The organism is Streptomyces sp. NPDC037271 (assembly GCF_055603605.1).
The window spans coordinates 188,056-213,917 of record NZ_JBVJVN010000005.1; the positions used below are offsets into that span (position 1 = coordinate 188,056).

The following is a 25,862-nucleotide window of genomic DNA, read 5'->3' on the forward strand; positions in this document are numbered from 1 at the left end:
TACCCCCGACCGCCCACCCCTCCGCCCCACATCCCTCTCCCACTCGGAACCCGACCCCCACCCGCACCTCCTCCTTTCCCCCCCCTTTTCCCCCCTCCCCCCCCCCCCCCTCCCCCCCCCCCCCCGGGCGCGGGTGGTCCGCGCGGTCAGTGGTGGGCGGGCACACCGGCGGGCGTGCCGGCGGCAGGTACCGGACCGCTGTGCTCGTAGTGCTCACGGAAGGCGGTGTACGCCGGGTGCGGCTCGGGTTCGAAGCGCAGCGCGAACGGCTTCAGGAAGTTGCCGAACAGAGCGCGGTCCCCGAAGAGGTGGATGGGGACGGCCAGCAGGGCCCACTCGGCGCCGAACAGCCAGATCCAGGCGAGGACGACCAGGCCCTGGGTGACCAGGCTGTGCATCACGTTGTAGAGGACGAAGTAGACCTTGGAGATCCGCTTGTCGGGGCTGCGCCGGTAGGCGAAGGCCCCGGGCAGGTACCCGATCAGGTCGATGTAGACGAAGAGCCCGACGGCGGGCAGCCAGCGGACCTCGTCGAGGTGGGTGAAGAAGAGGACGGCGGCCACCACCAGGCCGAGCGCGTACTCGAGGCGGATCAGCCGGTAGGTGGTGGGCGTCTCGAAGAGGTTGCGGCCGTCCATCAGCCCACCGCTCCGGTGCTCGGGACGGGAGCGGACGCCGCCGCGACGGCACGTGCCGTGGCGTCGTCGCCCACCACGGACGCCCGGCCCTCGAACAGCCCCATCACGACACGAGCGATGGTCTCCTTGAAGACCCGCTGCGCCACCGGGTCGAGGATCCCGGCCAGGCTCGGGATGCCGAAGTCGAAGTCGGCGGAGAAGTCGACCAGGCTGTCCGGCCCGTCGGCGCCGATCCGCCAGGTGCCGGAGAACTCCTCGAAGTCTCCGTCGATCTGCTCGAAGGAGATGACCAGGCCGTCCCGGTCGAACCGGTCGGCCTCGGTCCACCGCAGGATGCCGTTGCGGAAGTAGACCTCCCAGTCGCTGGTCTCCTCCTCCGGCGACATCTGATGGACGGTCACGCTCCGGACCACGTCGGTGAACTCCGGATAGCGGGCGAAGTCGTGGATGCGGTCGAACACGGTCCCGGGGGCGACACCGTCGATGCGAAGAAGTACGGATGCGTTACGCATGGCTGCGGCTGCCTCCTGTGATGGGCGAGTAGCGAGCCGCCTGCGCGCGGCACGCCCGGTCGAATGCCTCGTAGAGGAAGTCCAGGTCGCTGCGGACCAGGACGGCGGGCGGGGTGAGGCGGAGGACCAGATGGGAGTTGAGGGAGTGGTTGGCGATCACTCCGTTGGAGATCAGCTCGATCAGCAGGTCTCCGGCGGGTCCCGGCTCGGCGAACTCGATGCCCAGCAGCAGTCCCCGGCCGCGCACCTCGCGGACGACGTCGCCGTAGTGCTCCACGGCGATCCGGCGGAGCCGCGGCAGCAGTTCGTCCCCGAGTTCGCGGGCGCGGGTGACGAGGTCGTCCTCCTGGATCGCCGCGATGGCGCCGCGGGCGGCGGCCATGGCGAGCGGGGCCCCGGAGAAGGTGGAGGTGTGCAGGTACGGGTCGCGGTCGAAGACGGAGAACGCCTCACGGGTCGCCGCCACGGCCGACACCGGAACCACGCCGCCGCTGAGTCCCTTGCCGACGAGCATGATGTCGGGCTTGACGTCCTCCGCGTCCGCGCCCCACCAGCTGCCGAGCCGGCCCAGGCCGGTCTGGACCTCGTCGAGCACCAGCAGCGCGCCCTGCCTGTCGCAGGCGTCCCGCACGGCCTTCAGGTAGCCCGACGGCGGGATGACCACTCCGGCCTCGCCCTGCACCGGCTCCACGAAGACACAGCATTCGCCGGGAGTCTCCGCGAGCACGGCCTCCAGAGCCGCCGCGTCACCGAACGGCACGTGCGTGGTCTGCGGCAGCAGCGGCTGGAACGGGGTGCGGAAGAGATCGTTGCCGGTGAGGCTGAGCGCGCCGATCGTCTTGCCGTGATAGCCGCCCGTGGTGGCGACCAGCCGCCGGCGGCCCTTGGTCCGGGCCATCTTGAGCGCGGTCTCCGCGGCCTCGGCGCCCGAGCCCGCGAAGTGCACGCGGGTCAGTCCGGCCGGCACGACCGAGGTCAGTGCCTCGGCTGCCAGCGCGGCCTGCGGTTCGAGGAAGACCCGGGTGGCGATCGGATGCGCCTGCAGCTGCTCGGTGACGTGCCGGATCACCGTCGGGTGCCTGGCTCCGGCCAGGAAGACGCCGTAGCCACCGCAGTTGAGGAAGCGCTTGCCCTCGGCCGTGGTGACCCAGGCGCCATGCGACTCCACTTCCACATGACCGCCGAACATCTCGCCGAGCGTGGCCCGGCCCCGGTTCATGTGGGTGCGGTACAGGCGGCCGAGCTCGTCGCGGCCGGGCACACGGCGGGTGCCGGGGTCTGCTGCGGGAGTCGATCCGGTGGGTGCGACGGTCACGGTGCCTCCTCAGGCCAGGCGCAGCGGTCGGCCCGCTGCGTGCTCCAGGTACGGGCCGGTGAAACTCGATCGCGACGGCGGGTGGAATCCGATGCCGTGCGACGAGGCGGCGATCACAGCGGTGTCGGACGCGCTCATGAAGGCCGTCCCGCCGAGCAGTTCCACGGCCAGATCGCGGGCATCGGCCAGCGCCTCCTGCGCCGCGTAGCGGGCGACCAGTGCCTGGGCGAGGGCTTCGTTGCCGTTCTCGCCGTCCCGCACGCGGCGGGCCACACCCTCCAGCAGCTGGGCCGCCGCCTCCAGCCGGATCAGGGCGCGCGCCCGGTCCGTCTCGCTGCCCCGCCGTCCGTCCACGGCCCGTTCGACCAGACCGCTGACCATGCCCAGGTAGCAGCTGGAGATGAGCAGTTCGAACCAGATGAGACCGACGGTCTGGAGGTCGTCCAGCTCCCCGGGGTCGGCGGTGTTGGGCATCAGCAGCTGCTCGTCCACGAAGACCTCGGACAGCCGGATCTCGTCGCTCTCGGCGCCCGCGAGCGTGCTGCTCTTCCAGAAGGGGTGCACGGTGATGCCGGCCGTCGTCGCCGGGATCAGCAGGACGGCCATCTGCTCGGTGCCGTCGTCGGCGGGCAGCGCCACACTGGCGGTGAGCAGGTCCATGGAGTGGGCGAGGCTGCACGGCTTCTTGGAGCCGTCGATCAGGTAGCCGCCCTCGCTCTTGCGGGCCGACATCGTCGGCGACAGGATGCCCTGGCCGGGCCGTCCCTCCGCGAACCCGGAGGCGACCAGGAGCCGCTGCTCCGCGACCCCTTCGAGCAGGGCCCACTCCATCCCGGTGCTCTGCACGCTGGCCGCGAGGCTGAACAGGGTGGCCACGGAGAAGTGGTGCATGGTGGTCGCCACCGCCAGGGACGGGGCCCGGGAGGCCAGGGCGCGGGTCACGGCCATCGCCTCCAGGGGGTCGGCACCGTGCCCGCCGTACTCCTTGGGGATCACCAGTGCGGGTCCGCCGCACTCCCGGAAGTGGCGGATGGCCGGGCTGCCCGGCGCCTCCAGTTCCGCCAGCGGAATGTCCGCGAGGCGGTCGAGCAGGCCGGGGAGGAAGGATTCACAAGCGGCGCGTGCCGCTTCGAGTGGGCGCATGGTCTCCACACCTTTCTTCATGGGTTGATCGCGGTCATTCGTGGGATCGGGACGCCCAGGGGTTGCCGGGTGCGGCTGTCATGGTGTTGCCGCATTCGTGGCTCGGAGAGATCGGCAGCCCGGCTTCCCGCGACGACGCGCCTGCTGAGGGGGGTGCGCCAACCGAATCGCTCGTACGGACGTGACAGCGAGGTCTCTGCTGGGAGAGCACAGAAGGACGACGAAGGAGGGACTGGTGCCCGAACCGTGGGCGGGGACGGACACGGGCAAGGCCGGACACCGCTGCACCGCGATCGATGCACCCGGCACGAAGGTTCGCTCGCGCCGGGTGCCGAACAGCGAGGACGGGCTGCTGCAACTCCGGACACCGCCTGAACGTGCTCCGGGCCCTGGGACGTGACCACCGCACCTTCGAGGCCGTCACGCATGCTGGCGAATCTCTCTGGTCTCTCGGCCGTTCGAAGTCCCACCGCAGGTCACCGGCGGTCTCCTGGGACGGGACTGCCCGGCGGCCGCCGGACCGCAGCGGCCGGCGTCGGTGTCACGCGCCGGCCGCTGCGGTCCCGTCCTCGCCCCGCATCGCCTGCCAGGCTCCGAACACGGCCTCCCGGGGGCGGATCCCGCCGTCGGAGATGCTCACGCCCTGGATGTGCGAGGTGCGCAGGACGGGGTAGTTGGCCTCGCCGTACACGCCGCCGGTCAGCCCGGTGCCACCGTGTGTGGGCAGGCCGGGCAGGAAACCGATGTGGGAGTCGTTCACCTTCAGCAGGCCGCCCTGGGTGATTCGGGTCACGAAGTGCTCGACGACCTCGGGGTCGCCGGCCCACACCGAGTTGCGCAGCCCGTACGGGTTGCTGTTGACGAAGCCGACGAACCGGTCCAGCAGGACGGCGTCCGGGGCCGGCTCGGCCGCGATCACCGGCAGCAGCGGGAAGAACGTCTCGTGCCGGACCGCCTGCACCTCGCGGGCCCCCTCCAGTCCCCGGACCAGGACCACCGTGGGCTCCAGGAAGATTCCCGCGGCGTCCCGGGTCCCGTCGTCCTGCATGGCGTGGCCGCCGCAGACCAGTTCGGCACCGTTCGACAGAGCGTCCTCCAGGCACGCGAAGAACTTCTCGTTGCGCAGCACGGGGGTGAGCAGGACGTCCTCCTGCCGCACCGACCCGCCCCGCACGTCCGCGGCCTTCTCGGCCAGCAGGGCCGTCAGCCGCTCCACGACGTCCGGGTGCACGAGCACCTGGTTGGGGATCATGCAGAGCTGGCCGGAGCCGTAGAAGCTCTCGGTCAGCGCCTCGGCGGCGTACTCGAGGTCGGCGTCCTTCCAGACCACCACGGTGTCGTTGCCCGCGAGTTCGAGGATCGGCTTCTTCCCCGCCGCCACGCAGCGCTCCTGGAAGCGGATACCGGCCTCGCTGCTGCCGAAGTACATGATGTCGTCGACGAGCGGGCTGTCGAGCCAGGCCGAGAGCATCGGCGCCGGGTCCCCGCAGACCACGTTCAAGGTGCCGCCGGGGGCGCCGAGTTCCTCCAGGACGGGCGCCACGATCTCGTGCAGCACGTACATGACCCCCAGCGGGGCGCTGCGCGGAGCGCGGACGACCAGCGAGTTACCGGCCATGAGCGAGGTGACGCCGAGCAGCGCGCTCGACAGCGGGGCGTTCTGCGGCGGGTTGAGGCAGACCACGCCGTCCGGGCGGCGGCGCACGGAGATCCGCCGTTCGCCGTGCCGCGACTCGTGCAGCATCTGGCTGCGGTAGAAGGCCAGCGACTGGGGCGAGAAGCACTCCAGCGCTCCGGACACCTGCCAGCGGGCCAGTGCCAGAGGGTGGCCCTCCCGCAGCAGAATCTCGATCGTGCGGTCGGCCTGCTCGGTCAGCCGGCGGTGCAGGAGGGCACCGAACCGGTCCAGCCGCTCGTCGAGGGGGAACGTGTTCCACTCGACGGTGGCGCGGGAGGCCGCCTCGACGGCCTGCAGCACGGTCTCGCGGCCGGCCCGTGCCACCCTTCCGACGATGCTGCCGCCGGGCAGTTCCTCGGGGGACAACCGTCCGCTCTCCAGTTTCCGTTTCAGTGTCAGGCTGCTGAACGCGTCCTGCAGCAGCGCGTCCGAGTCGACCACGTAGACCCACTGGTCGCTCGGCACGTTCTTGCCGTCGACGAGCGAGTCGTAGGTCAGCAGACCGTTGCCGTCCGCCGCGGTGCCGACGGCGTCCTCATGGTGCGACGCCTCGGGCGTCGTACGGGCACTGCTCACGCGGGTCCTCCGCTCTCCTACCCCCCAAAGCCGCGGAGGCCGGGAAGGAAATGTTCGACGTCCTGCTTCCTCGCACTGGACTGTTACAGCGCGGCCTGACAATCGGCGGAGACCGGCCTGAGACGGATGTGTCAGGCCGATGAGAGAGAGATCGGCAACGATCTGCCGGGAGTTCGGCCACCGTTTTCGTGACGACAAGGGGAACGATGACCACCGTCAACCGTGAGATCGATCCAGGAGAAGTGGTCGCCATCCTCCGGGAGAGCGCGGACAATCCCAGCGCCTTCCTCGCCCTGAACGCCGGCAACGCCTACTTCTCGGACCCGTCGGTGAAGGGTGTCGTCGCCTACCGCGAGGCCGGCCGGTACCTGATGCAGTTCGGTGGCGTCTTCGCGCCCGAGGCCGACCGGGAGCGCCTGCTGCGGGCGTTCCTCGCCTTCGCCCGTACGGCCCGCCGCAAGGTGGTCGCCGTGCAGCTCCAGCGGTCCGACGCGGAGCTGTACGACCGTTGCGGCTTCACCGTGAACCAGGTCGGTTCCTCGTACGCACTGCGGCTGCCGGACCACACTCTGCGCGGTACGAAGTTCATGAAACTGCGCAACAAGATCTCCAAGGCCAGGCGGGCCGGCCTGGAGGTGGCCGAGGTCCCCTACGACCGGGCCGCCGACGACCTGGTCGACATCGACCGCGAGTGGCTCCGCTCGAAGGGCCGACACGTCAAGGAGATCGAGTTCCTGGTCGGTGAGCTCGGCGGCTCCGCCCAGGAGCACCGGCGGCTGCTGCTGGGGCGCCTGGAGGGCCGGGCGATCGGCTACATCTCCTACTCCCCGGTCTACGGCTCGCACCCCGGCTGGCTGCACGACCTCAGCCGCCGTCGGGCGACCGCTCCGCCCGGGGTGATGGAGGCCATCAACCTGCACGCCCTGGAGACGTTCCGGGACGAGAAGGCCGAGTGGCTGCACTTCGGCTTCACCCCGTTCGTGGGTCTGTCCGCCGACCACGAGGTGCCGGGCGCCAGCGGCCCGACCACCCGCTTCATGCGCTTCATGGCCGAGCACGGGGAGAAGGTGTACCCCTCGGCCAGCCAGCTGGCCTACAAGGAGAAGTGGGGCCCCGACCTGGTGCTTCCCGAGTACCTGGCCTTCCACGGCCGTGCCAGTCTCCCGGCCGTCTGGCAGATGCTCCGCGTCACCAAGTCCGTCTGAACCTCCCGGCACCGCACCCGCCCCACGATCCGGGGGAAGAGCCAGCGTAAGGAACCGAGTTGTCACTCACCGCAGGATCCGAGCAGCGCTCCTTGCGCGTTCTCACACCGACCAGCGAACTTTCCCGGGTCGCCGCGCACGCCGGTGGGAAGGGCGCGAACCTGCACGCTCTGACCGCGGCCGGCTTCCGCGTGCCGGACTGGTCGGTGATCGGCCTCGACGTCTTCGCGGAGTTCTCCCGGGACAGCGGCCTGGACGAGCGGCTGGCGGACCTGTTCGGCGACGGCCGGCAGGACCGGGCCGGCGAGGTGGCGGCCGAGGCCGCCGGGCTGATCGCGACGGCGCACCTCGGCGACGGCGTCGCCGAGGCCGTCGCCGCCGCCTACCGGGAGGCCGGTGGCGGTCTGGTGGCCGTCCGCTCCTCGGGGGCGGAGGAGGACGGCGCCGAGCACTCCTTCGCCGGTCAGTTCGACAGCTTCCTCAACGTCCGCGGCCTCGATCAAGTCACCGAGTACGTGCGCCGGTGCTGGGCCTCGGCATTCTCCGAGCGCTCCCTGCACTACCGTGCGCAGCGCGGGCTGCCCGCGGGCACCGACGGTGTCGCCGTCGTGCTGCAGCGCATGGTGGCCGCCGAACGCAGTGGGGTGCTGTTCACTGCGGACCCGGTCTCCGGGCGCACGGACCGCCAGGTGGTCAGCTCCGTCTACGGGCTGGGCGAGGCGCTGGTCTCCGGCGCGGTCGATGCCGACACCATTGTCCTGGACGGGGCGGACGGTACGACGGTGAGCGCCGTGATCGGGGACAAACGGGAGCGCTACGGCGCGGGCGCGGGCGCCGGCTGTGAGGTGCGGCCGGTCTCCGACGAGGACCGCGGGGTGCTGTCCCTGAGCCCCGGCGACCTGGGCCGGCTGCACGAGCTGGGCACGCGCGTCGCGGGCCACTACGGCGTCCCGCAGGACATCGAGTGGGCGATCGCCGACGGCGAGCTGTGGGTGCTGCAGAGCCGCCCCGTCACGGCCCTCGGCGCTGCGGCGGACCACGCGGCGGAGCCCGCCGGCGAGGAGCGCCTCTGGGACAACTCGAACATCATCGAGAGCTTCAGCGGGATCGTCTCGCCCCTCACGTACAGCTTCGCCGCCGACACCTACGCCAAGGTGTACGAGAGTTACGCCCGGGCCCTGGGGGTCCGCGGCGAGCAGCTGCGCGAGGTGCGGGAGTGGACCCCGCACCTGCTCGGGTACTTCCACGGGCGGGTCTACTACAACCTGCACCACTGGTACCGCATGGTGCGGCTCGCGCCGCTCTACCCGCTCAACCGGCGCGTGCTGGAGAAGTCTCTGGGGGTGGCCGAGAGCATCTCCGACGAGAATGCCGACGCGCTCCGTCCCTTCACCCCGCGACCGGGTGTGCGCGGCCGGGTGTCCCGGCTGGTCCGCACCGCCGTCTTCGCCCGCAGGTTCCTGACGATCCGCCGCACCATGGAGACGTTCCACCGGGACTTCTACCGCGCCTACGCGGTGTTCGACGGTGTCGACTACGAGGCGCTGCCCGGCGACGAGACCTACCGCCGCTTCCGCCGGCTGCAGCGGGACCTCATCGAGAAGTGGGGCCCGATGCAGGCCCTGGACGCCACCATCCTGCTCTCCGTCGGCATGCTGGGCCTGCTCACCCGCAGGTGGCTGCCCGACGCCCCCGAGTGGTTCACCTGGGCTGCGGCCGCTCCCGGCGCCGACGTCGAGTCCGCCGAACCGGCACGGGCGCTGATCGCGCTGGCCGCGCGGGCACGGGCCGACGACGCCGTGCGGAGCCTGCTGGAGAGCACTCCCGACGACGCCGCCCACCAGGCCCTGCGCGACGGCGGCCACACCGGTTTCCTGTCGGACGTGGACGCGTACATCGCCGCCTACGGATACCGCAGCCTGGACGAACTCAAGCTGGAGGTGCCCGACTTCCGCCAGGACCCGTCCGGGCTGTTCACCCTGCTGCGCGACGCGCTGCCGGGTGCCGCGAACCGCCCCGACGACCGGGGCGGCGAGGCCGACGCGTACCTCGACGCCCACCTGCGCGGTCCCCGGCGCCGGGTCTACGAGCTGGTGCGGCGCAAGGCGCGGGCCGCGCTCACCGACCGGGAGCGGCTGCGGTTCTGCCGTACCCGTGCGTTCGGCTCCGTGAAGGGCATGCTGCGGGCCCTGGGCCGCGACCTGGCCGGCGCCGGGGCGCTCGACGATCGGGACGACGTTTTCATGCTCCGCCTGGAGGAGATCGGCGGCGCCTACGAGGGCACGGTCGCGCACACCGAGCTGCGCGAGCTGGCCGCGATGCGCCGCCGGCAGCTCGCCGCGGACGCCGCACTGACCGCCCCGTCCCGGTTCACCACCCGTGGTGCCCCGTACTGGTCGGGCAACCTCGAACTGGCCGGCTGGACCAGCGGCCCGGCCGCCCGCAGCGGCGCCCGTGAACTGCGCGGCACCCCCTGCTGCCCCGGTGTCGTCGAGGGGTTCGCGGTGGTCACCGACGCCCCCCACGCCGTCGACGGCGGCATCCTGGTCGCCTACCGCACCGACCCCGGCTGGGTGACGGCGCTGCCCTCGGCGGCCGCACTGATCATCGAACGGGGCAGCCCGCTGACCCATGTGGCCGTCGTCGCACGGGAGATGGGCATCCCCACCGTGGTGCAGGTCGCCAACGCCACCACCGAGATCCGCACCGGTGCACGGCTGCGGGTGGACGGCGCCCTCGGCACCGTGACGGTGCTCGACGACCCGGCGCCGGACGACGTGCCGCCCGACCCCGGCGGCCGGCCCTGACCTCGCCCGTACCCCCAGGACGGAGACACTCCCGTTGATCCTCACCGAGGACTATCTGCAGGACCTGCTCGACAAGACACTGCCCCAGGTGCGCTCCGGCGACTGGGCCGTGGTGCTCGAAGGTTCCATCGCCGAGGGGTTCGGCAACTCCGGCTCGGACATCGACTTCCTGCTGATCGGGCGCAGCGAGGACGACCTGCCGACCATGCCCTCGCTCTTCTTCGTGGACGGCCGCCGGGTCGAGGTCCGGACGCGTTCCCTGCGTCAGGTCACCGAGCAGTTCGCCGCCCTGAAGGCGGACGAGCGGCGCGTGGGCAGGATCTCCGAGGACCTGCTGAACCGGTGCCAGCGGCTGCTGCACAGCTTCCCGCTGCGCGGCCACGCCCTGGTCGACGAGGTCAAGGCGCAGTTCCCGCGGGAGCGCTTCCGCACGGTCGCCGCGGACTGGTGGGCGCACGCCTCCAGACAGTCCCTGCGCCACGCGATGGCGATGCTGTGCCTCGGGGAGGACGAGGAGGCCGTGGACTGGGCCCGCTCCGGCGTGGTGCAGGCGGTCAAGTCGTGGGCGGCGGTGCGCGGCGAGACCTATCTGGAACCCAAGTGGCTCTCCATGCAGCTGGACCGCGCACAGCGGCCCGAAATCCGGGAGCGCTACTGGGAGCTGGAGTCCGGCGGGACCGGCATGGACGCCGACGCCCGTGTCGGTGCCTGTCTGGCGTTCGCCGCGGAGCTGGGCGTCACGGGTGTGCCCCACCGGCCGGAACGGCTGGCCGTGGAACGCCGGCCCGGTGTCACCACCTGGCAGGCGGTGGAGCGCGTCCATGTGGTGCGCGGGCGCAGCGACGTGTTCGCGTTCGGTGAGCGGGCCGGCCGGGTGTGGCGCTCTCTCGTCCTGGGCAGGCCGCTGCCCGAGGCACTGGCCGGGGCCCGTGCCGCCGGCGGCTCGGAGGCGGGACCGCTGCTGGCGCAGTTCCTGCGGCTCGGACTGGTCCGGCTGACCTGGAAGGGCGGCGGCAACGTCACACCGGCCCTGCCGCTGGCCTCGCCGCCCGGTCCGCTGACTCCGCCGCCCAGTACGGCCCGGCCATTGCTGTCGCTGCGCGGGGCGGCAGTCTCCGGTCCCGACGCGGTCGATCTGGTGCCGCTGCCTGCGGCACGGTTCTCCGCGGCGGCGCTGGCGCTGGTCTTCTCCAACATGGTGGTCGAGAACGCCAGGGAGGACCTGGCGGGCGCCGTGCGGCGCAACCAGTGGAGGGTGGCCGAGGTCGCGGCGCGCCGTGCCGCGCAGAGCGCGCTGCGCGGCCTGTTCTGCGCGTACGGGGTCAGTCCGCTGCCGCCGGACCCGGATCTGGTCCGCCGGCTTCCGCTGCTGTCCCTCCCCCCGGACACGCGGCCGATCGGGCCCCTCGCGGACGCCCTGATCCGGGTCGCCATCGACTCGGCGGAGAGCGCCGAGCGCGTGTCGCTGGAGCTGGCGGAGTTCATCGGTGTGGTGCGGGAGGCGGCCGGCGCGGATGCCTTCCCGGCCTCCTTCGACTCCCCCGACACCTGGCGGGCCACCCTGGAACTCGGTCAAGACTGGGTGCGGGTCGCGGCCCACTTCGACGCGGACCTGCCTCTCGAAGAGGTGCGCGACCTCGTCGCCGACAGCGGGGCGCAACCTCATCGGGTGAGGTGACCCCCGACCCGCCGCCCGCGCGTCCCTGCGCCGCCCACCCGCCCGCCCGTCCTTCCACCCCCGCGCCCGGCTCCGGCCGTCCGTCCGTGCGGGGCCCGGCCCCGATCACCCGACCGCGCGCGGCGTCCGACCGCGCGACATCTGGAGGCAGACCGTGAGACCCACCACCCGCGACCACCACCGGAGGCTTCGATGAACGGGGGCCCGACCGTTCTGGTCACCGGCGCCGGCGGATTCCTGGGCGCCGAGGTCACCGCACGCCTCCTCACGGCCGGCCACCGGGTGCTGGCCCTGCTGCACCGCAACGGCGACATCGTCCGTAACAGCGGAAAGCGGCTGAAGGCTCCGCAGGGCTCGCTGACACGGCTCACCGGCGACATCACCCGGCCGGGGCTCGGACTGGACGCGGAGCAGCTGCGCCTGGCCGCCGGAGCCGATCGGATCGTGCACTGCGCAGGCATCACCGACTTCGGACTTCCCGCCCAGCTGTACCAGGACGTCAACGTCACCGGGACGGAGAACGTCCTGACCCTGGCCCGCGCCCACGGCACACCACTGGTGCATGTCAGCACGGCGTACGTGGCCGGTGAGCGCAACGGCACCGTCCAGGAGGACGAACTCGACGTCGGCCAGCGGTTCGGCAACACCTACGAGAGCAGCAAACTGCGCGCGGAGATGCTGGTGCGCGAGGCGGCCGGGGACGGACTGCCCGTTGTCGTGATCAGGCCGAGCATCGTGGCGGGCGAGCGGCGCACGGGCCAGGTCCGGGACTACAAGACCCTGTACCCGGTGGTCCGGCTGATCACCAAGGGGCGGGTCAGGACCATCCCGGGCCACTACGACGCGCTCCTCGACCTGGTTCCGGTCGACTACGTGGCGGACCTGATCGCCGAGGCGGCGACCCGTTTCGAGGACGCCCGGGGCCGTACCCTGCACGCCGTCGCGAGCCGTCCCCTCACCCTGCGGGACCTGTCCGACGTGCTCGCCGAGTACCCGTCGTTCCAGGTGGCGAGGTGGGTTCCGTCCAGTGTCTTCTCGGAGGACGCCCTTCCGGTCGGCGAGCGTCTGTGCCACGAACGGGTCATCTCCCTGTACACCGCCTACATGAGTCGCCGGATCCGCTTCGACAACACCGGCACGGTCGCCTTCAGCCGCTTCCCGGTCCCCGTCGGCGGACCTCCGTACCTGCGGAAGCTGCTCGACCACGGTCTGAGGACCGGTTACCTGGGCGCCCCCTCGCCCGGCACCGCCGAATCCGTACTGATCACAGCGGGAGAGGGCAGCACGGCATGAGCACCGCGACGACCGAACCGGGCTACGGCATCGAGGTGTCGCCCCTGCTGACCTGCAGTCGGCGCAAACAGCGGCTGTACGGCGCGGACACCTACTTCCAGGAGAGTTTCGAGCAGCTCGGGGCGCTCACCGACAACGTCACCGGCTTCGCCCACCGGCACGCCGCACTGCTGCTCAAGCCGGACGCCGTGGTGGCCCGCAGGCTGCTGCCGGCTCTGGACTGGCTCGCCGAGCGGGGTTTCCGCGTCGTGGCCGCGGCGCCGACCCGGCTCAGCAGGACCGCCGTCCGGTCACTGTGGTACTTCCAGTGGAACCTCGCCACTCCGCAACGGCGTCGGCTCGCCGGGCTGTTCCTCCACTCGACCTCCTCACTCGTCCTGCTGGTGCGGTCGGAGGCCGAGACGGACGTCCCGGCGTCGGTGGTGCTCACCGGGCTGAAGGGACCGACCGACCCGGACGCCAGGGTGCCCGGCCAGCTGCGCCATCTCCTGGGCCGCTACAGCTATCTGCTCAACCTGGTACACACCCCGGACGAACCCGCGGACGTGCTGCGTGAGCTGGCGGTGCACTTCGACGACGACGCGCGCGACCGCCTCTTCCGCGAGGCGCTCTCGGGCGCGGACGCCACCGCGCACGCCACCGAAGTGGCCGAGCGGATGTACGCGGACACCAAGCCCCGCGAACTCGACTTCGAACCCGCCGTCGAGCGTCTGCGCATCGCCGTGGCCGGCCGGGAAGGTCTCGATCCGGCCGCCGCCCCGCGTGAGCTGCTGGAGTCCGCCTGGGCCCACGGCGTGGATGTGGACCCGTGGGACGCCGTCATCGTCGGATCCACGGTTCTGCCGATGCGGCAGCCCGGCCGCGCCCCGGTGCTGGACGGAGCCGGTGTCGACATGTGGCGCCGTCACCTGACCGCTCTCCGGAGCGACCTCACCTGAACGAGGAAACGCTCATGCAATTCGCCAGGACCCTTCCCCGTGCGCTGGTGCACCGGCAGGCGGTGGCCGAGGTCTTCCTGACCGACGCCGAGCGCCGCGGCGAGGACGACGTGCTCCTCGCCGCGCAGCTGCCCCGCCACCACGTCTTCTACGACGACACCCTCGGCCCCCGCACCCGCCACGACCCCTTCCTGCTGCTGGAGACGTGCCGCCAGGGCATCTTCGTGGTGGCGCACCGCTACCTCGGCGCGTCCGAGAACGACAAGTTCCTGCTGCGCTCCGTCGAGTACGAGGTGACCGACCCGGACGCCCTGGTGCACGGCGTCGCGCCCGCGGAGGCGGTCCTCGCGGTGCGGATCGAGGACCGCTTCGGGGACCGGCGCCGTCCGAAGGGGCTGCGGCTGCGCTTCGAGGTCACCGTCGACGGGCGCGAGGCCCTGCTGGCCCGCATCTCCTTCTCGTGGCTGCCGCCGGGGGCCTGGCAGCGGATGCGCGACGCCCGGCGTGACGCGCTCGGCCTCTTCGAGCGGCCGGTCGCCCTCCGTGTGCCGCGGATCGATCCCGCGCGGGTGGGCCGCCGCGATCCGGCCAACGCCGTCATCTCGCCGCCGGGCATCACCCCCGACGGGGGACGCACGGCCCGCCTGGTCGCCGACACCACGCATCCGACCCTGTTCGACCACTGGGTCGACCACGTCCCCGGCATGCTGGAGCTGGAGGCCCTGCGGCAACTGGCGGTCGTCGCCGCCGCGGACGCCGGCACCGTGCGCACGGCCTCGGCGCTGCCCGTGGGCCTGTCCGCACGGTTCCGCCAATTCGCCGAGCTGGACCTCCCCCTGACGTGCACCACCGCTCCGGCGGAGCGGGGCGCCGGGCTGGAGTGCGCCCTGGAGCAGCACGGCACACCGGTCGCCGAGGCCCGCCTCACCCTCGCCGACCGGGACCCGGCCGCCGGCCCGGCGGAGGTCTCCGCGGGCCGGAGCGCCCACGGGGTCTGACTCCGGAGGCACGGCCCACCCCACGACACGCAACCGAGCGAGGGATCTCCCCACATGACCACCGTCGCCGCACACCGGGTGCCGGGCCGCCTGGGCCGCTTCACCCTGCGCACGTTCCGGCCCCAGGTCTACGTCACGTACGGCGTGCTGTGGGTCTGCGCCCTGGAGGGCTCGGCGGTCGCGCTGACGGGAACGCCCTGGCGGCCGACCGGGGCGACCTGCGTACGGGCCGTCAGCGTCGTCCTGGTCCTGCTGTTCCTGCGCATGCTGGACGAGCAGAAGGACCTGGAGTACGACAGATTGCACCATCCGGAACGGCCCCTGGTGACCGGTGCGATCAGTGCCGCCGAGCTGCGCGGCGCCATGACCGTGCTCGTCGTCGTGGCGGCGGGGCTCAACGCGGCCCTGTCGGCGACGGCCGTCCTCCTCGTCCTCGCGGCCTTCGCCCACGGGCTGCTGGCGGCCCTCCTGGAGCGCGTGTCGGCGGCGGTGCGCGACCGGCAGTTGCTCAACCTGGCGGTCGTCTGCCCGGTGCACGTGCTGCTGGGCTGCTACGTGTACGGGTCCACGGCCGCCGCCGGCCCCGTCACCGCCGACTGGCGCGGTGCCGTGCTGATCGTGCTGTGCGTCTGCGTGTTCCTGCACTTCGAGTTCGCCCGCAAGACGGCGTGGGAAGCACCGCCGGGCACACGCCTGTACTCGGCGGACCTCGGCACCGGGCCCAGCGTCCTGATCGGCATGGGGCTGGTGGCCGGCGCGGTGGCCTGCCAGATCGTCCTGTTCGCGGCCGACGGCGGGTCGCTGTGGCCCCTGTCCTGCCTGCCCGCCGTACTTCCGCTGTGGGGCGCCCGGCGGTTCTCGACCGCGCGCCGGGGCGCCTGGCCGCTGCTCCCCGCGACGGGCTTCGTGCTGGGGACCCATCTCGCCCTAGCCCTGCAGGCGGTGGCACCGCGGTGAACACGGAACTCCCCCTCTCCGTGACGGAGGTGCTCACCACCACCCGTTCCGTCCGCCGGGGCCTGGACCTGGACCGCGAGGTGGCCCCGGAGCTGGTCGAGGACTGTCTGCGCGTCGCCCTGCAGGGGCCCAACGGCATGAACCGGCAGAACTGGCGCTGGATCGTACTCACCGAGCCGCGGATCCGCGCGGAGGTCGCCGCCGTGTACCGCGCCGCCTTCCTCGCCCGAAACGCCTCGGCCCTGAGCCGGCTGGAAGAACTGCCCGCGGCGACACGCTCCGCAGTGACCGCGGGCCGGCAACTGGCCGACCGGCTGCACCGGGTGCCCGTGCTGGTCGTCCCCTGTCTCGAACTGGCCGACGGGGCGCTGCCGGAGGGCAACCAGGCCGGGCTGTGGGCCTCGCTCCTGCCGGCGGCGTGGAGTTACGCCCTGGCCGCCCGCAGCCGCGGCCTGGTCACCGCGTGGACAGCGGTCCATTTGGACCGCGAGCAGGAGGTCGCCGACTTGCTGGGATTACCGCCCGCCGTACGCCAGGGCGCACTGCTGCCGACGGCGTACCCCCTGCGGTCCGTCTTCCGCCCTGGCCCACGGCTTCCGCTCGAGTCGGTCCTGCATCGCAACGGCTGGCAGGGCTGAGAAGGCCGCGCCCCGCCCGGGACGGTATTCGGGCCTCGGGCTACGGGCGCCGGCCCTCGCCGGCCGGACGGGTCACGCTCTCGGTTCCAAGGAGCGGTGCGGCCGAAGTAGCAGTTGGCGCCGCCGCGGGGGAAGTGCCGGCAGGACGCCCGTACCGGAGTCCTTACCCCCGTCATGCCCGAGGCCGCATCGAGTGCGAGGGCCCGCAGGCGAACCCGGCGGGCGCCGAGCGGGCCGACGACGAAGCCTTCGTTGTTTCAGGCCGAGGCCGGGCCAGACCGGCCGGGCGCCACCGCTGGGTGCAGCCACCTGCTCGTGGGCCCGGCGGACAGCTTGGCGCTGCTCGACGGGGTAAGCGCGTTCACGGCCTCGCGCAGGGCGCAGGAGCCCGGGCCCCCGGTCGCCGACCGGGCCTGCTGCCACGCGGTGACCAGCGGCTCGATCAACGCCCGCTGCTCGTCGGACAAGCCCGTTGCGTACGGCCTCCCTCCATGCCCGCGACCCCAGTCCCCTCACCCACGAACGGGCGACACCACACCATCAGGAACGAGACGCAGGCATGACCATTCCCACGCCTGTGATCAACACGAACAGGGCGGCAAGCAACGGCCACAGCCCCGTGCCGACGAGTGCGAGGGCCACGACGACGACGCCTGCGGCCGCCGAGCCGGCCACTCCCATGGTCGGGAGCGACTCGGACCCGAGCCGGCGGACGAGCACCCTGCTCATCTGTGTGCCGGCGACGAGACCTGCAGCGTTCGCGGCGAGCACCAGGCTGTACTGCTGGGCTGAGAGCCCGTGCAGGTCCTGCAGAACGAACGGGGAGCCCGAGATGTAGGCGAACAGCGCGGCGAATGACAGGGCGTTGGTCAGCACGTAGCCCATCGCGAGACGGTCACGCAGCAGCTTGGCGTACACCGCGCCCGTGCGGCGCCCACTCCGTGCTTGGCGCAGGAGCGGCGGGCGGCTCTCCGGCAGGACACGTGTGCACGCGATGAGGACGGCGCTCAGAACGGCGAGCGCGGCAAAGATCGCTCGCCATCCCCAGGCGCCGAGAATCTGTGCTCCCGCCAGCGGGGCGAGTACCGGCGCCAGGCCCGTCACGATCATCAGCAGGGAGAAATAGCGGGCCGCGGCCTTTCCCTCGTGCAGGTCACGGACGTACGCGAAGGCGATGACCAGAGCGAAAGCACCGCCCAGCCCTGCACTCCGCGCAATGGGACAAGGATCCCCATCGTGGGGGCAGAAGCACACAGCAGACTCGCCGCGGTGTACAGGGCAAGGCCGGCCACCAGCGGTCTCCGCCGTCCGAGCGCGTCACTCATCGGGCCGGCCAGAAGCTGGCCGGCGGCCAGACCCATGAGGCAGGAGGTGACCGTGAGCCGGGCGGCCCAGGCCGAGCTGTGCGACTCGTCGACGAGGTGGGGCAGGCCGGGTATGTAGGCGTCTATGGACAGGGGTCCGAGAGCCGTGAGAGCCGCGAGCACCGCGAGCACCCTCGCTTTGCGCTCCCCGGCCGCCGGCGTATGCCCTTCCTGCGGCGGGGAGCGGGCTTCATCGTTCTGGCGGTGCCTACGTGGGTGCCGTCCCGGAATGCCTCCTGAGCAGTCACGGCCCTCCCGCCACGTCCGCGACGGCGTCCAGGCCCTTGGGTGCCGTCGCCGCCAGCCGGCGTTCCAGGTCGGCGGGGTCCGCGTTCCTGGCCAGCGTCGCCGAGGCGCCGGCCTCCTGCAGCGCGGCGGCCTTGGACGCGCTGGTCAGCGCCACCACCCGTGCCCCGCGAGCCGCCGCGAGCTGCACCAGGGCCAGCCCCACCCCGCCGGAAGCGCCGGTGACGAGCACCGTCTCACTGCTCCGGATCTCCGCGCGCTCCAGCATCCCCATCGCCGTGCCGTAGGCGACCGGAAGGGCGGCCGGCTCCTGGTCGGAGAGCGGGGAGGTGCTCATGTCGTGCAGGCGGTCGGCATCCACCACGACGTACTCGGCGAAGCCGCCGTCCCTCTCACTGCCCAGCAGACCGACGGGCGGGGCGTCCTCACCGTCGTCGGCGTAGAAGGCGGGATCGACCAGCACGCGGCAGCCCAGCCACCTCGTCGGCACACCCGCGCCGAGCTCACTGACGGTGCCCGCGATGTCGCCGCCCTGGATCAGCGGGAACTCCAGCGGACCCCGCCATCCCGCCTTCGCCTCCGGTCGCCCGGGCAGCCCGTACGCCCCTTCGCGGGTCCACACGTCCGTGTTGTTGACAGCAGCCGCAGCCACCCGCACCAGAACCTGCCCCGGAGCGGGCTCGGGCAGCGGCCAGTCATCCCGCAGCCCCAGCGCTTCCGCGCCCCCATGACGGTAGAGGACAGCAGCGCTCATGGCCTTGGGTAACGTCTGGCCTTGCTTACGCAGCCGTCCACGCCCCGACGGACGAAGCGGAGATTTCGTTGCCGACAAGCCCCCGGGACGTTCTGCGCTTTCACGAACTTGGCCGAGCTCCCGACCGCCAGGTAGATTACCCGCGGGGGTATATCGAAGGGGCGTGGGTCGTGGAACTGGCGATGGCTGCTGAGGAACTGAAGACGGTCGTCAACCGGCTGCGGCGGGCACAGGGCCAGATCGCCGGGGTGATCAAGATGATCGAGGAGGGGCGGGACTGCGAGGAAGTGGTCACACAACTCGCGGCGGCCTCCCGGGCGCTGGACAAGGCGGGCTTCGCGATCATCGCCACCGGCCTGCAGCACTGCCTGACCGATGCGGACATGGCCGCCTCCGGCGACCGGGAGCAGATGCGGGCCCGACTGGAGAAGTTGTTCCTTTCGCTGGCCTGAGTGCGCAGCCGCGCCGGATCGCTCGGCTCGTCGGGCGAGGGCGTCACCGAGTACGAAGCCGGCTTCGGGCGGCAGCACGATGGCGAACGCCACGGTGACCAGGATCTGGACGGCGCTGACGACTTCTTCACCGACCTGGGCGACCACGGCCCGGAACGAGTGACCTAGGTTGGGCGTATCTGCAAACGGGACGCAGGAGTGGCGATGAAGCGAGCAGTACACGGGCGGGCGCACGCCCGGTTTCGTGGTGTGCTGGCTCTGCTCGTGGCCGTGGTGGCGCTGCTGTGCGTCTTCGGGCACACGGAACGCGGCGAGCCTGACACGCCCCCGTCCACCGCGGAACGTGTACAGAGCCTCGCGGTTGCTGAGCCCTCAGACGGTGCAGCTGCGCCCTGCGGCAAGAAGGTGCTCGTTGATCACAGCGCGTCGCGGGCCGAGACTCCTGCGCCGTCTGCTTCGTCCTCCGGTTCCGTGTTGCAGCCCACTCATCCCGCACCTTCCGTGTCACAGCACTCCGGGGTGCTGTCGGGGAGCCCTGCTCCACCACCCGCGACACTTCACTCCGTTCTGCGGATTTAGACCGGCCCGTTGGCCGTGTCCCTGAATCCTTCGAGAACGGAGTTCTTCAGCATGTCCTCTTCCTCGCGCTCATGGAGCCGGGCGGGTGCAGCACTGCATGGTTGGCGCACCCGGCAGTGGACTGTGGCAGGCGCAGGTGCCCTGACCACAGCGATCCTGGTCGGCGCACCCACCGATGTGGTGCCCAATCCGCTGTTCGGCCGGTCGGTACCGGTGCAGTGGTGGAACTATCCGGCCCTCGCCGTCACGGCCGTCCTGGCCGGCATCGTCCTGAGCACCTACGTGCGTCAGCCCTCGACCTCTTCGGAGCCGAAACCCTCGGACGGTGGCCGTCTCGGGGCGATCGGCGGGGTGCTGTCCTTTTTCGCCGTCGGCTGCCCGGTCTGCAACAAGCTCGTTCTTGTGCTCCTCGGAGCTTCCGGTGCCCTGAGCTACTGGGCTCCCCTGCAGCCGCTGCTGGCCTTCCTGTCGGTGGGACTGCTGGCGGAAGCCGCGCTGCGCCGCCTGTCCTTGCAGACCGCGTGCCCGGTCACGGCTTCCGCCTGACCTGCGGCCGGCTCTGCTTCCTTTTCCTCCTCAACATCTGAGGTGTCCCATGTCTGGATCCACCCTGTCCTCGTCCCGCCGCAGCCGCAGGCGGACCATCGCGGCCGTCGCGGTTCTCGCCGCCGCCGCGGTGACCGCGGCCTTCGCCCTCACGCTCGACGATTCGAGCAACCGCAACGAGACTGCCGGCGAGCCCGCGGTCGTCACTGAATCCGCCGTTCCCGCGCCCGCCGACGAGAGCCTGCTCGCCCTCGCCCGCCGCGATACGTCCGACCCGCTGGCCCTCGGGCGTGCGGACGCCCCGGTGGTGATGATCGAGTACTCCGACTTCCAGTGCCCGTTCTGCGGCCGGTTCGCCCGCGAGACCAAGCCCGAACTGCTGCGCTCGTACGTGGACAAGGGAGTCCTGCGCATCGAATGGCGCAACTTCCCCGTCTTCGGCGAGGAATCCGAGCAGGCCGCGCTGGCCGGCTGGGCGGCCGGACAGCAGAAGAAGTTCTGGGAGTTCCACGACGTCGCCTACGGCAAGCCACGTGAACGCAACGCCGGCGATTTCAGCGCCGAGAAGCTCATCGCCATGGCCCGTGAGGCGGGAATCACCGACATCGAGCGCTTCCAGGCCGACATGGCCTCCGACCAGGCCCGCAAGGCCGTGCGAAAGGACCAGGAGGAGGGCTACGTCCTCGGTGTGACCAGCACTCCGGCGTTCCTGGTCAACGGCCGGCCGATCCTGGGGGCCCAGCCGACGGCCACCTTCGAGGAAGCCGTCGAGACGGCGGCGAAGGCGGCCGGGCGATGAGCGAAGTCGGCTTGGCGGTGGCGTTCCTCGGCGGGCTGCTGGCCCTGCTCAGTCCGTGCAGCGCACTGCTGCTGCCGGCCTTCTTCGCCTACTCCTTCAGCAGCCGCACCCGGCTGGTGGCGCGTACCGGCCTGTTCTACATCGGGCTGTGCACGACGCTCGTACCGCTCGGCGTGGCCGGCTCGTTCGCCAGCCGCCTCTTCTACGGCCACCGCGACACCCTGGTGACGGTGGGAGGGTGGACGGTCGTCGCCCTGGGCGTGGCGCAGATCGCCGGGGTGGGCTTCGGGTCCCGCCGGATGGCGCAGGCCGCGGGCGGGCGCCGTTCGGGCTCGGCCCTGTCGGTGTTCGCCCTGGGGGCGGTGTACGGGCTGGCGGGCTTCTGCGCGGGGCCGATCCTGGGCGGCATCCTGACCGTGGCGGCGGTGGATGGCGATCCCCTGCACGGCGGGGTGCTGCTCGCCGTCTACGCCCTGGGCATGGCGGTTCCGATGTTCGTGCTGGCGTCGCTGTGGGACCGGTTCGACCTGGGCCGCAAGCGTTGGCTGCGGGGACGTTCTTTCCGGGTGGGACCGGTGGCGCTGCACAGCACCTCCCTCATCGGTGGCCTGTTCTTCATCGCTCTCGGGGCGGCGTTCCTGGCCTTCGACGGAACATCCGCGCTTCCGTCGGTACTGAGCACCGACACCGAGTTCGCCCTGGAAGAACGCCTGTCCGACATCGGCGCAGCGGTGTCCGACCGGCTGGTCGTGCTGGTCCTGGCCGGTGTGGCGGCGCTGGCCGCCCTGCTGGTGCTGCTCCGGCCGGCCGGCCGGCGGGTTCCGCAGTCGCCGCCGGAAACGGAGTCGGCCGCACGCGAGTGATTGTTCGCTCCGGGATACCTTCAGAGGGCATGGGGAGTGGCTGAGCGGGCGGCCTCGGCCGCCCGCGGCGGGGCACGCACGCGCCTCCTCGTGCGCGGCCATGTGCCGGCCCGGTCTGCCGGTTCTCCTTCCGGCGTCCGGGCCTGCCCGACTGCTGACATTCCTGAGTTCCCCCGACTCCACCAGGAGCGGGCCGCAGATGTCCGCCGCCTTGGGCCCGGTCCGCCCACCCCGGTGATCGTTCTGCCCCCGTCGTGATCGTTCTGCCCCCGTCATGCCTTCGGGCACCTCACTCCCCGAGTGAAATACCCCCTCCCATATCTGGGCCGGTAGAAGTGAACGCCGGGGCGGAAAACCGACCGAGCGCCCATCACACGCCGGGCCTGTCCTGAAGAATCAGAAGTGATCGTTCGATCGGGACGCCTTCGGTTGCCCGCTTGACATGCGCTGAGGAGGGGACCGGGTCCGGCCTCCTCCTCAACGCATGGTTCAGCGGTTGCGCAGCGCGGTCAGGGCGTTGTCGAAGTCGGCGGCGCGGGGACGGTTGTGGGGCAGCTTGGCGAGCATGGCGGCCATGCCGCAGGTGTTGGTGAGGGCGGAGAAGACCAGGCCGCCCGCGATGCCGGCGGAGAGGAGCTGGAAGGCGGGGTGGACGACGAGGCCGAGCAGCAGGCCGAGCAGCACGATCACTCCTGCGGTGAGCCTCACCTGCCGCTCCATGCCCCAGGTGGCACGCGAGGTGCCCTGGGGGCGTTGCAGCTCGTGGCCGTCGGCCGCCCAGGCTCCGGTGCCTCCCGACAGGGTGGCGGCGGTGACGCCGTGCTCCGCGAGGATCCGGCAGGCGTTCTCGGAGCGGGCACCCGAGGCGCAGACGACCAGGACGTCGCCGCGGTCGGCTGCATGCTGGAGTTCGGGCAGCGCACGCTGGATCTGGTCGAGGGGGACGTTGAGCGCGCCGGGGAGGTGACCGCCGGCGTATTCGCCCGGGGTGCGCACGTCGACGACGGTCAGTTCGTGCAGGCGGGTGCGTGCCTGGGCGGTGGTGAGGGCGGTGGGCGTGGTCATGGGAGAGGTCATCCTTGCGTGTCGACGGTGCCCCCGGCGGGGGCCCTGTTGTCGTGCGGGGTCGGAGGGAGCTTGAGCTGACGGGAGCCGGACCGCGGGCCGAGCAGAGGCTGTTCGGCATCGGGATGGGCCGTCGGCGCGGTGCGGGGAAGGAGACAGAACACAGCCGGCGAGCCTTACGTCTCAGGCGATTACGTCGACGAGCATGAACGCCGCCACTGCCAGCAGGACACCGGCGAAGATCTTCTGGAGGGCGGTGCCGGAGATCCTCGTCGCGAGGCGCTTGCCGTCCCAGGCGCCGAGGATCGCGGCTCCGGTGAAGGGCCCGATGACCTCCCAGTGGAGGCCGGTGCCGGTGCGGGCGGCGAGCGCGGCGAGGGAGTTCACGGTGATGACGAGCAGGCTGGTGCCGACCGCCTGCCGCATCCGTAGCCCCAGAACGCTGACGAGGGCGGGCACGGCGAGGAACCCTCCGCCGACCCCGAGGAGCCCGGTCACGGCGCCCAGTCCGGCACCGGTACCGGCCGCCTTGCCGGCCCGGATCCGGTGCGGCGACTCGGCCGCGGACGGCCGCAGCATGCGCAGGGCCGCCAGCGCGGCGATGAGTGCGAAAGCCGTGGTCAGTACCGCCTGGGGCAGGCGCCCGGCAACAGCCCCGGCGAGGAAGGCGGGGACGATACCCGCCGCGGCGAACAGCGCCCCCGTCTTCCAGGCCACGTTCCCGTCGCGGGTATGGGCGTACAGGGCGGTGGCGGAGGTGGCGGTGACGATGATCAGGCTGGCCGTGGTGGCGGCGGCCGGGGTGAATCCGAGCAGGTAGATCAGTGCCGGTACGGCAAGAACGCTGCCACCACCGCCGAGAGCGCCGAGGGCGAGACCGATGACGGCCCCGGCGATGAGGGCGAGAACGAGTACGCTCACGTTATCTGGCCGCTGTTCCCGCGTCCGTCGACGACCGGGTGCCCGGCGGCGGCCCACTCGTTCATGCCGCCCTCGACGTCCACCGCCTGCGCGCCGCGCTCGGCGAGGAGTGTGGCCGCCCGCTGGGAGCGGTGACCGCTGCGGCAGATCACCACCAGTGGACGACCCTGCGCCTCGGTGGGCAGGGTGGCGCCGGCGGCCAGTTCCGTCAGCGGTACGTGGACGGCGCCCGGGGCGTGGCCCGCGGCCCACTCGGGCTCCTCACGGACATCCAGCAGAACAGCCTCGGGCTGACCGCCGCTGGTGCGGCTGCGTGCCTCGTCGACCGTGACGCGGGCCCCGGCTCGGCGAAAGAGGAACATCACACGCTTCCTTCCTTACAGGTGAAACGGTCGCTCTCAGCCGGAGACGAGGGACAGCCCGGCATCCGCAGCGGCGTCGAAGCCGTCGTCGACGGCGACCACGTCACGGCCGGCGGCGTCCAGCAGGGAGGCGGCGATCGCCGCCCGCATCCCGCCTGCGCAGTGCACCCACACCGTCCCGTCCGGCACCTCGCCGAGGCGTCCGTGCAGCTCGTGGATCGGGATGTGGACCGAGCCGTCGATGTGACCGCCGGCACGCTCGGAGTCCCGGCGCACGTCCAGAACGACCACGTCATCGCCGCGCTCGCGGACGTCGGCGAGGTCGGCGAGGTCGGCGAAGCGGGCACGGGGGAAGGAGGCGAGCCGCTCACCCTTACGGACCCAGCCGGCCGGATCACCGGTGGCGGCGGCGGCCGGGCGGTCGATGCCCACCCGCGCCAGTTCCCGCTGCGCGGCGCTGACCTGCTCCGGGGTGTCGGCGAGCAGGGTGACGGGCTTGCCCCACGGGATCAGCCAGGCCAGGTAGGTGGCGAGCTTGCCCTCGCCTTCGAAGTTGAACGACCCGGCCACGTGTCCCTCGGCGAACGTCACACGGTTGCGCAGGTCCACGACCCACTCGCCCGCGGCCAGCCGGGAGGCGATCTCTTCGGCGTTCGCACGCCTGGGCGGGGTGAGGTCGACCGGTGCGGGACCGGCGGCGTTGGCCGGGGCCATGTGCGTGTAGTAGGCGGGCACGTCGTCCAGCCCGGCGAGCATCTGTGCGACGAAGGTGTCGACGTCCAGGTTCAGTGCGTCGTTCGTCTTGCGCTCCTGGCCGATCGTGGTCGCATCCCCTTCGGCCTGTGAGGAGGAGCAGAAGCTGCCGAAGCCGTGGGTGGGCAGCACCGGAACTTCGTCGTCCAGCTCGTCGGCGAGCCGGTGGGCGGAGGTGTGCTGGGCGCGGGCGAGCTGCTCGGTCAGCCGCGGCTCGACCAGGTCGGGACGGCCCACGGTGCCGATCAGCAGCGAGCCGCCGGTGAACGCCGCCACACCGCGTCCGTCCTCGGCGAGGGCGTAGGAGGTGTGGTGCGGGGTGTGCCCGGGGGTGGCGATCGCGCGCAGCACCAGACCCTCGTCGACCGTCACGACCTCGCCGTCGGCGACGGGGGTGTGGGGGAAGGACACGTGCGCGCCGACCGGCACGAGGTACTGGGCGCCGGTGGTGCGGGCGAGCTCCAGGCCGCCGGTGACGTAGTCGTTGTGCACGTGGGTCTCGGCCACGAAAGCGATGCGCACTCCGCGACGGGCCGCTGCGGCGATGATCTGGTCGATGTCCCGCGGCGGGTCGATGACCACCGCTGCGTCGGGTCCGCCGGCCAGGTAGCTGCGGTTGCCCAGACCCTCGAACTCCAGGGTGTCGACGAAGAACACGGCGCTCCACTCCTCTCGAACGATGTACCCGGGGGGGTATCTGTCACTCACACTAACATCTATACCCAGGGGGGTATTTCAGCGTCGTGGTCCCGCTTCTGGCAGCCGCCGTCCGATGGCTGCCG

Annotated in this window: 24 protein-coding genes and 1 pseudogene; 13 read left to right on the plus strand and 12 right to left on the minus strand. The window is 71.8% G+C overall.

Features of this window, described 5'->3' with window-relative positions:
* Positions 1-146 precede the first annotated feature (146 nt).
* The 5 genes from ACZ7G3_RS12495 to ACZ7G3_RS12515 all read right to left on the minus strand — a co-directional run bounded on the left by ACZ7G3_RS12495 (position 147) and on the right by ACZ7G3_RS12515 (position 5,862).
* Positions 147-638, minus strand: a complete 492-nt coding sequence (locus ACZ7G3_RS12495) for a hypothetical protein (RefSeq protein WP_470925178.1) — start codon at positions 636-638, stop codon at positions 147-149.
* Positions 638-1,150 (minus strand): type II toxin-antitoxin system RatA family toxin, encoded by a 513-nt coding sequence (locus ACZ7G3_RS12500; protein WP_470925180.1) that lies wholly within the window; start codon positions 1,148-1,150, stop codon positions 638-640. The genes ACZ7G3_RS12495 and ACZ7G3_RS12500 overlap by 1 nt, the downstream gene beginning before the upstream one ends.
* Positions 1,143-2,465 carry an aspartate aminotransferase family protein gene (locus tag ACZ7G3_RS12505; RefSeq protein WP_470925181.1) on the minus strand — a complete coding sequence of 441 codons (1,323 nt, stop codon included), beginning with the start codon at positions 2,463-2,465 and terminating at the stop codon, positions 1,143-1,145. The genes ACZ7G3_RS12500 and ACZ7G3_RS12505 overlap by 8 nt, the downstream gene beginning before the upstream one ends.
* A gap of 9 nt (positions 2,466-2,474) precedes the next feature.
* Positions 2,475-3,608: an acyl-CoA dehydrogenase family protein gene (locus tag ACZ7G3_RS12510; RefSeq protein ID WP_470925183.1), complete on the minus strand. Its 1,134-nt coding sequence runs from the start codon at positions 3,606-3,608 to the stop codon at positions 2,475-2,477.
* 541 nt (positions 3,609-4,149) lie between these two features.
* Positions 4,150-5,862: an aldehyde dehydrogenase family protein gene (locus tag ACZ7G3_RS12515; protein ID WP_470925185.1), complete on the minus strand. Its 1,713-nt coding sequence runs from the start codon at positions 5,860-5,862 to the stop codon at positions 4,150-4,152.
* Positions 5,863-6,068: 206 nt separating this feature from the next.
* Here ACZ7G3_RS12515 and ACZ7G3_RS12520 point away from each other — a divergent pair, with 206 nt between their 5' ends.
* The 8 genes from ACZ7G3_RS12520 to ACZ7G3_RS12555 all read left to right on the plus strand — a co-directional run bounded on the left by ACZ7G3_RS12520 (position 6,069) and on the right by ACZ7G3_RS12555 (position 16,376).
* Complete coding sequence (locus tag ACZ7G3_RS12520; protein ID WP_470925187.1) at positions 6,069-7,067, plus strand: bifunctional lysylphosphatidylglycerol flippase/synthetase MprF; 999 nt, start codon at positions 6,069-6,071, stop codon at positions 7,065-7,067.
* A 59-nt stretch (positions 7,068-7,126) separates the two neighbouring features.
* Entirely contained in the window at positions 7,127-9,874 is a 2,748-nt protein-coding gene (locus ACZ7G3_RS12525) for a phosphoenolpyruvate synthase (protein ID WP_470925189.1), read from the plus strand.
* Between the two features lie 34 nt (positions 9,875-9,908).
* Positions 9,909-11,552 (plus strand): hypothetical protein, encoded by a 1,644-nt coding sequence (locus ACZ7G3_RS12530; RefSeq protein ID WP_470925191.1) that lies wholly within the window; start codon positions 9,909-9,911, stop codon positions 11,550-11,552.
* 192 nt (positions 11,553-11,744) lie between these two features.
* The gene (locus tag ACZ7G3_RS12535; protein ID WP_470925193.1) at positions 11,745-12,845 is read left to right on the plus strand and encodes an SDR family oxidoreductase; all 1,101 of its coding nucleotides are present in this window, start codon (positions 11,745-11,747) and stop codon (positions 12,843-12,845) included.
* Positions 12,842-13,783, plus strand: coding sequence for a nucleoside-diphosphate kinase (locus tag ACZ7G3_RS12540; RefSeq protein WP_470925195.1), 942 nt, complete (start codon positions 12,842-12,844; stop codon positions 13,781-13,783). Before ACZ7G3_RS12535 ends, ACZ7G3_RS12540 begins: the two co-directional genes overlap by 4 nt.
* 14 nt (positions 13,784-13,797) lie before the next feature.
* Entirely contained in the window at positions 13,798-14,781 is a 984-nt protein-coding gene (locus tag ACZ7G3_RS12545) for a ScbA/BarX family gamma-butyrolactone biosynthesis protein (RefSeq protein ID WP_470925197.1), read from the plus strand.
* 54 nt (positions 14,782-14,835) lie between these two features.
* Positions 14,836-15,738: a hypothetical protein gene (locus ACZ7G3_RS12550; protein WP_470925198.1), complete on the plus strand. Its 903-nt coding sequence runs from the start codon at positions 14,836-14,838 to the stop codon at positions 15,736-15,738.
* Positions 15,735-16,376 carry a nitroreductase family protein gene (locus tag ACZ7G3_RS12555; protein WP_470925200.1) on the plus strand — a complete coding sequence of 214 codons (642 nt, stop codon included), beginning with the start codon at positions 15,735-15,737 and terminating at the stop codon, positions 16,374-16,376. The genes ACZ7G3_RS12550 and ACZ7G3_RS12555 overlap by 4 nt, the downstream gene beginning before the upstream one ends.
* 257 nt (positions 16,377-16,633) lie before the next feature.
* Here ACZ7G3_RS12555 and ACZ7G3_RS12560 read toward each other — a convergent pair whose 3' ends face one another.
* The 3 genes and pseudogenes from ACZ7G3_RS12560 to ACZ7G3_RS12570 form a co-directional block, all read right to left on the minus strand.
* Positions 16,634-16,843, minus strand: a complete 210-nt coding sequence (locus tag ACZ7G3_RS12560) for a hypothetical protein (protein ID WP_470925202.1) — start codon at positions 16,841-16,843, stop codon at positions 16,634-16,636.
* Positions 16,844-16,916: 73 nt separating this feature from the next.
* Positions 16,917-17,872: pseudogene (locus ACZ7G3_RS12565) on the minus strand (Bcr/CflA family efflux MFS transporter).
* Positions 17,873-17,984: 112 nt separating this feature from the next.
* Complete coding sequence (locus tag ACZ7G3_RS12570; RefSeq protein WP_470925204.1) at positions 17,985-18,740, minus strand: alcohol dehydrogenase catalytic domain-containing protein; 756 nt, start codon at positions 18,738-18,740, stop codon at positions 17,985-17,987.
* A gap of 170 nt (positions 18,741-18,910) precedes the next feature.
* Here ACZ7G3_RS12570 and ACZ7G3_RS12575 point away from each other — a divergent pair, with 170 nt between their 5' ends.
* The 5 genes from ACZ7G3_RS12575 to ACZ7G3_RS12595 all read left to right on the plus strand — a co-directional run bounded on the left by ACZ7G3_RS12575 (position 18,911) and on the right by ACZ7G3_RS12595 (position 21,979).
* Entirely contained in the window at positions 18,911-19,192 is a 282-nt protein-coding gene (locus ACZ7G3_RS12575) for a metal-sensitive transcriptional regulator (protein ID WP_033947068.1), read from the plus strand.
* On the plus strand, positions 19,193-19,360 hold the full coding sequence (locus tag ACZ7G3_RS12580) for a hypothetical protein (protein WP_470925206.1): 168 nt from the start codon (positions 19,193-19,195) through the stop codon (positions 19,358-19,360).
* 462 nt (positions 19,361-19,822) lie between these two features.
* Entirely contained in the window at positions 19,823-20,317 is a 495-nt protein-coding gene (locus ACZ7G3_RS12585; protein WP_470925208.1) for a hypothetical protein, read from the plus strand.
* Positions 20,318-20,366: 49 nt separating this feature from the next.
* A complete protein-coding gene (locus ACZ7G3_RS12590) occupies positions 20,367-21,116 on the plus strand; it encodes a DsbA family protein (protein ID WP_470925210.1) in 750 nt (249 codons plus the stop codon).
* Positions 21,113-21,979, plus strand: a complete 867-nt coding sequence (locus ACZ7G3_RS12595; RefSeq protein WP_470925212.1) for a cytochrome c biogenesis CcdA family protein — start codon at positions 21,113-21,115, stop codon at positions 21,977-21,979. The genes ACZ7G3_RS12590 and ACZ7G3_RS12595 overlap by 4 nt, the downstream gene beginning before the upstream one ends.
* A gap of 489 nt (positions 21,980-22,468) precedes the next feature.
* On the opposite strand, the gene ACZ7G3_RS12600 is transcribed toward ACZ7G3_RS12595, so the two are convergent.
* The 4 genes from ACZ7G3_RS12600 to ACZ7G3_RS12615 all read right to left on the minus strand — a co-directional run bounded on the left by ACZ7G3_RS12600 (position 22,469) and on the right by ACZ7G3_RS12615 (position 25,737).
* Entirely contained in the window at positions 22,469-23,044 is a 576-nt protein-coding gene (locus ACZ7G3_RS12600; protein ID WP_470925214.1) for a rhodanese-like domain-containing protein, read from the minus strand.
* Positions 23,045-23,227: 183 nt separating this feature from the next.
* Positions 23,228-23,965: a sulfite exporter TauE/SafE family protein gene (locus tag ACZ7G3_RS12605; RefSeq protein WP_470925216.1), complete on the minus strand. Its 738-nt coding sequence runs from the start codon at positions 23,963-23,965 to the stop codon at positions 23,228-23,230.
* The gene (locus tag ACZ7G3_RS12610; RefSeq protein ID WP_470925218.1) at positions 23,962-24,327 is read right to left on the minus strand and encodes a rhodanese-like domain-containing protein; all 366 of its coding nucleotides are present in this window, start codon (positions 24,325-24,327) and stop codon (positions 23,962-23,964) included. The genes ACZ7G3_RS12605 and ACZ7G3_RS12610 overlap by 4 nt, the downstream gene beginning before the upstream one ends.
* 36 nt (positions 24,328-24,363) lie before the next feature.
* Positions 24,364-25,737 (minus strand): rhodanese-like domain-containing protein, encoded by a 1,374-nt coding sequence (locus tag ACZ7G3_RS12615; protein ID WP_470925220.1) that lies wholly within the window; start codon positions 25,735-25,737, stop codon positions 24,364-24,366.
* Positions 25,738-25,862: the final 125 nt, after the last annotated feature.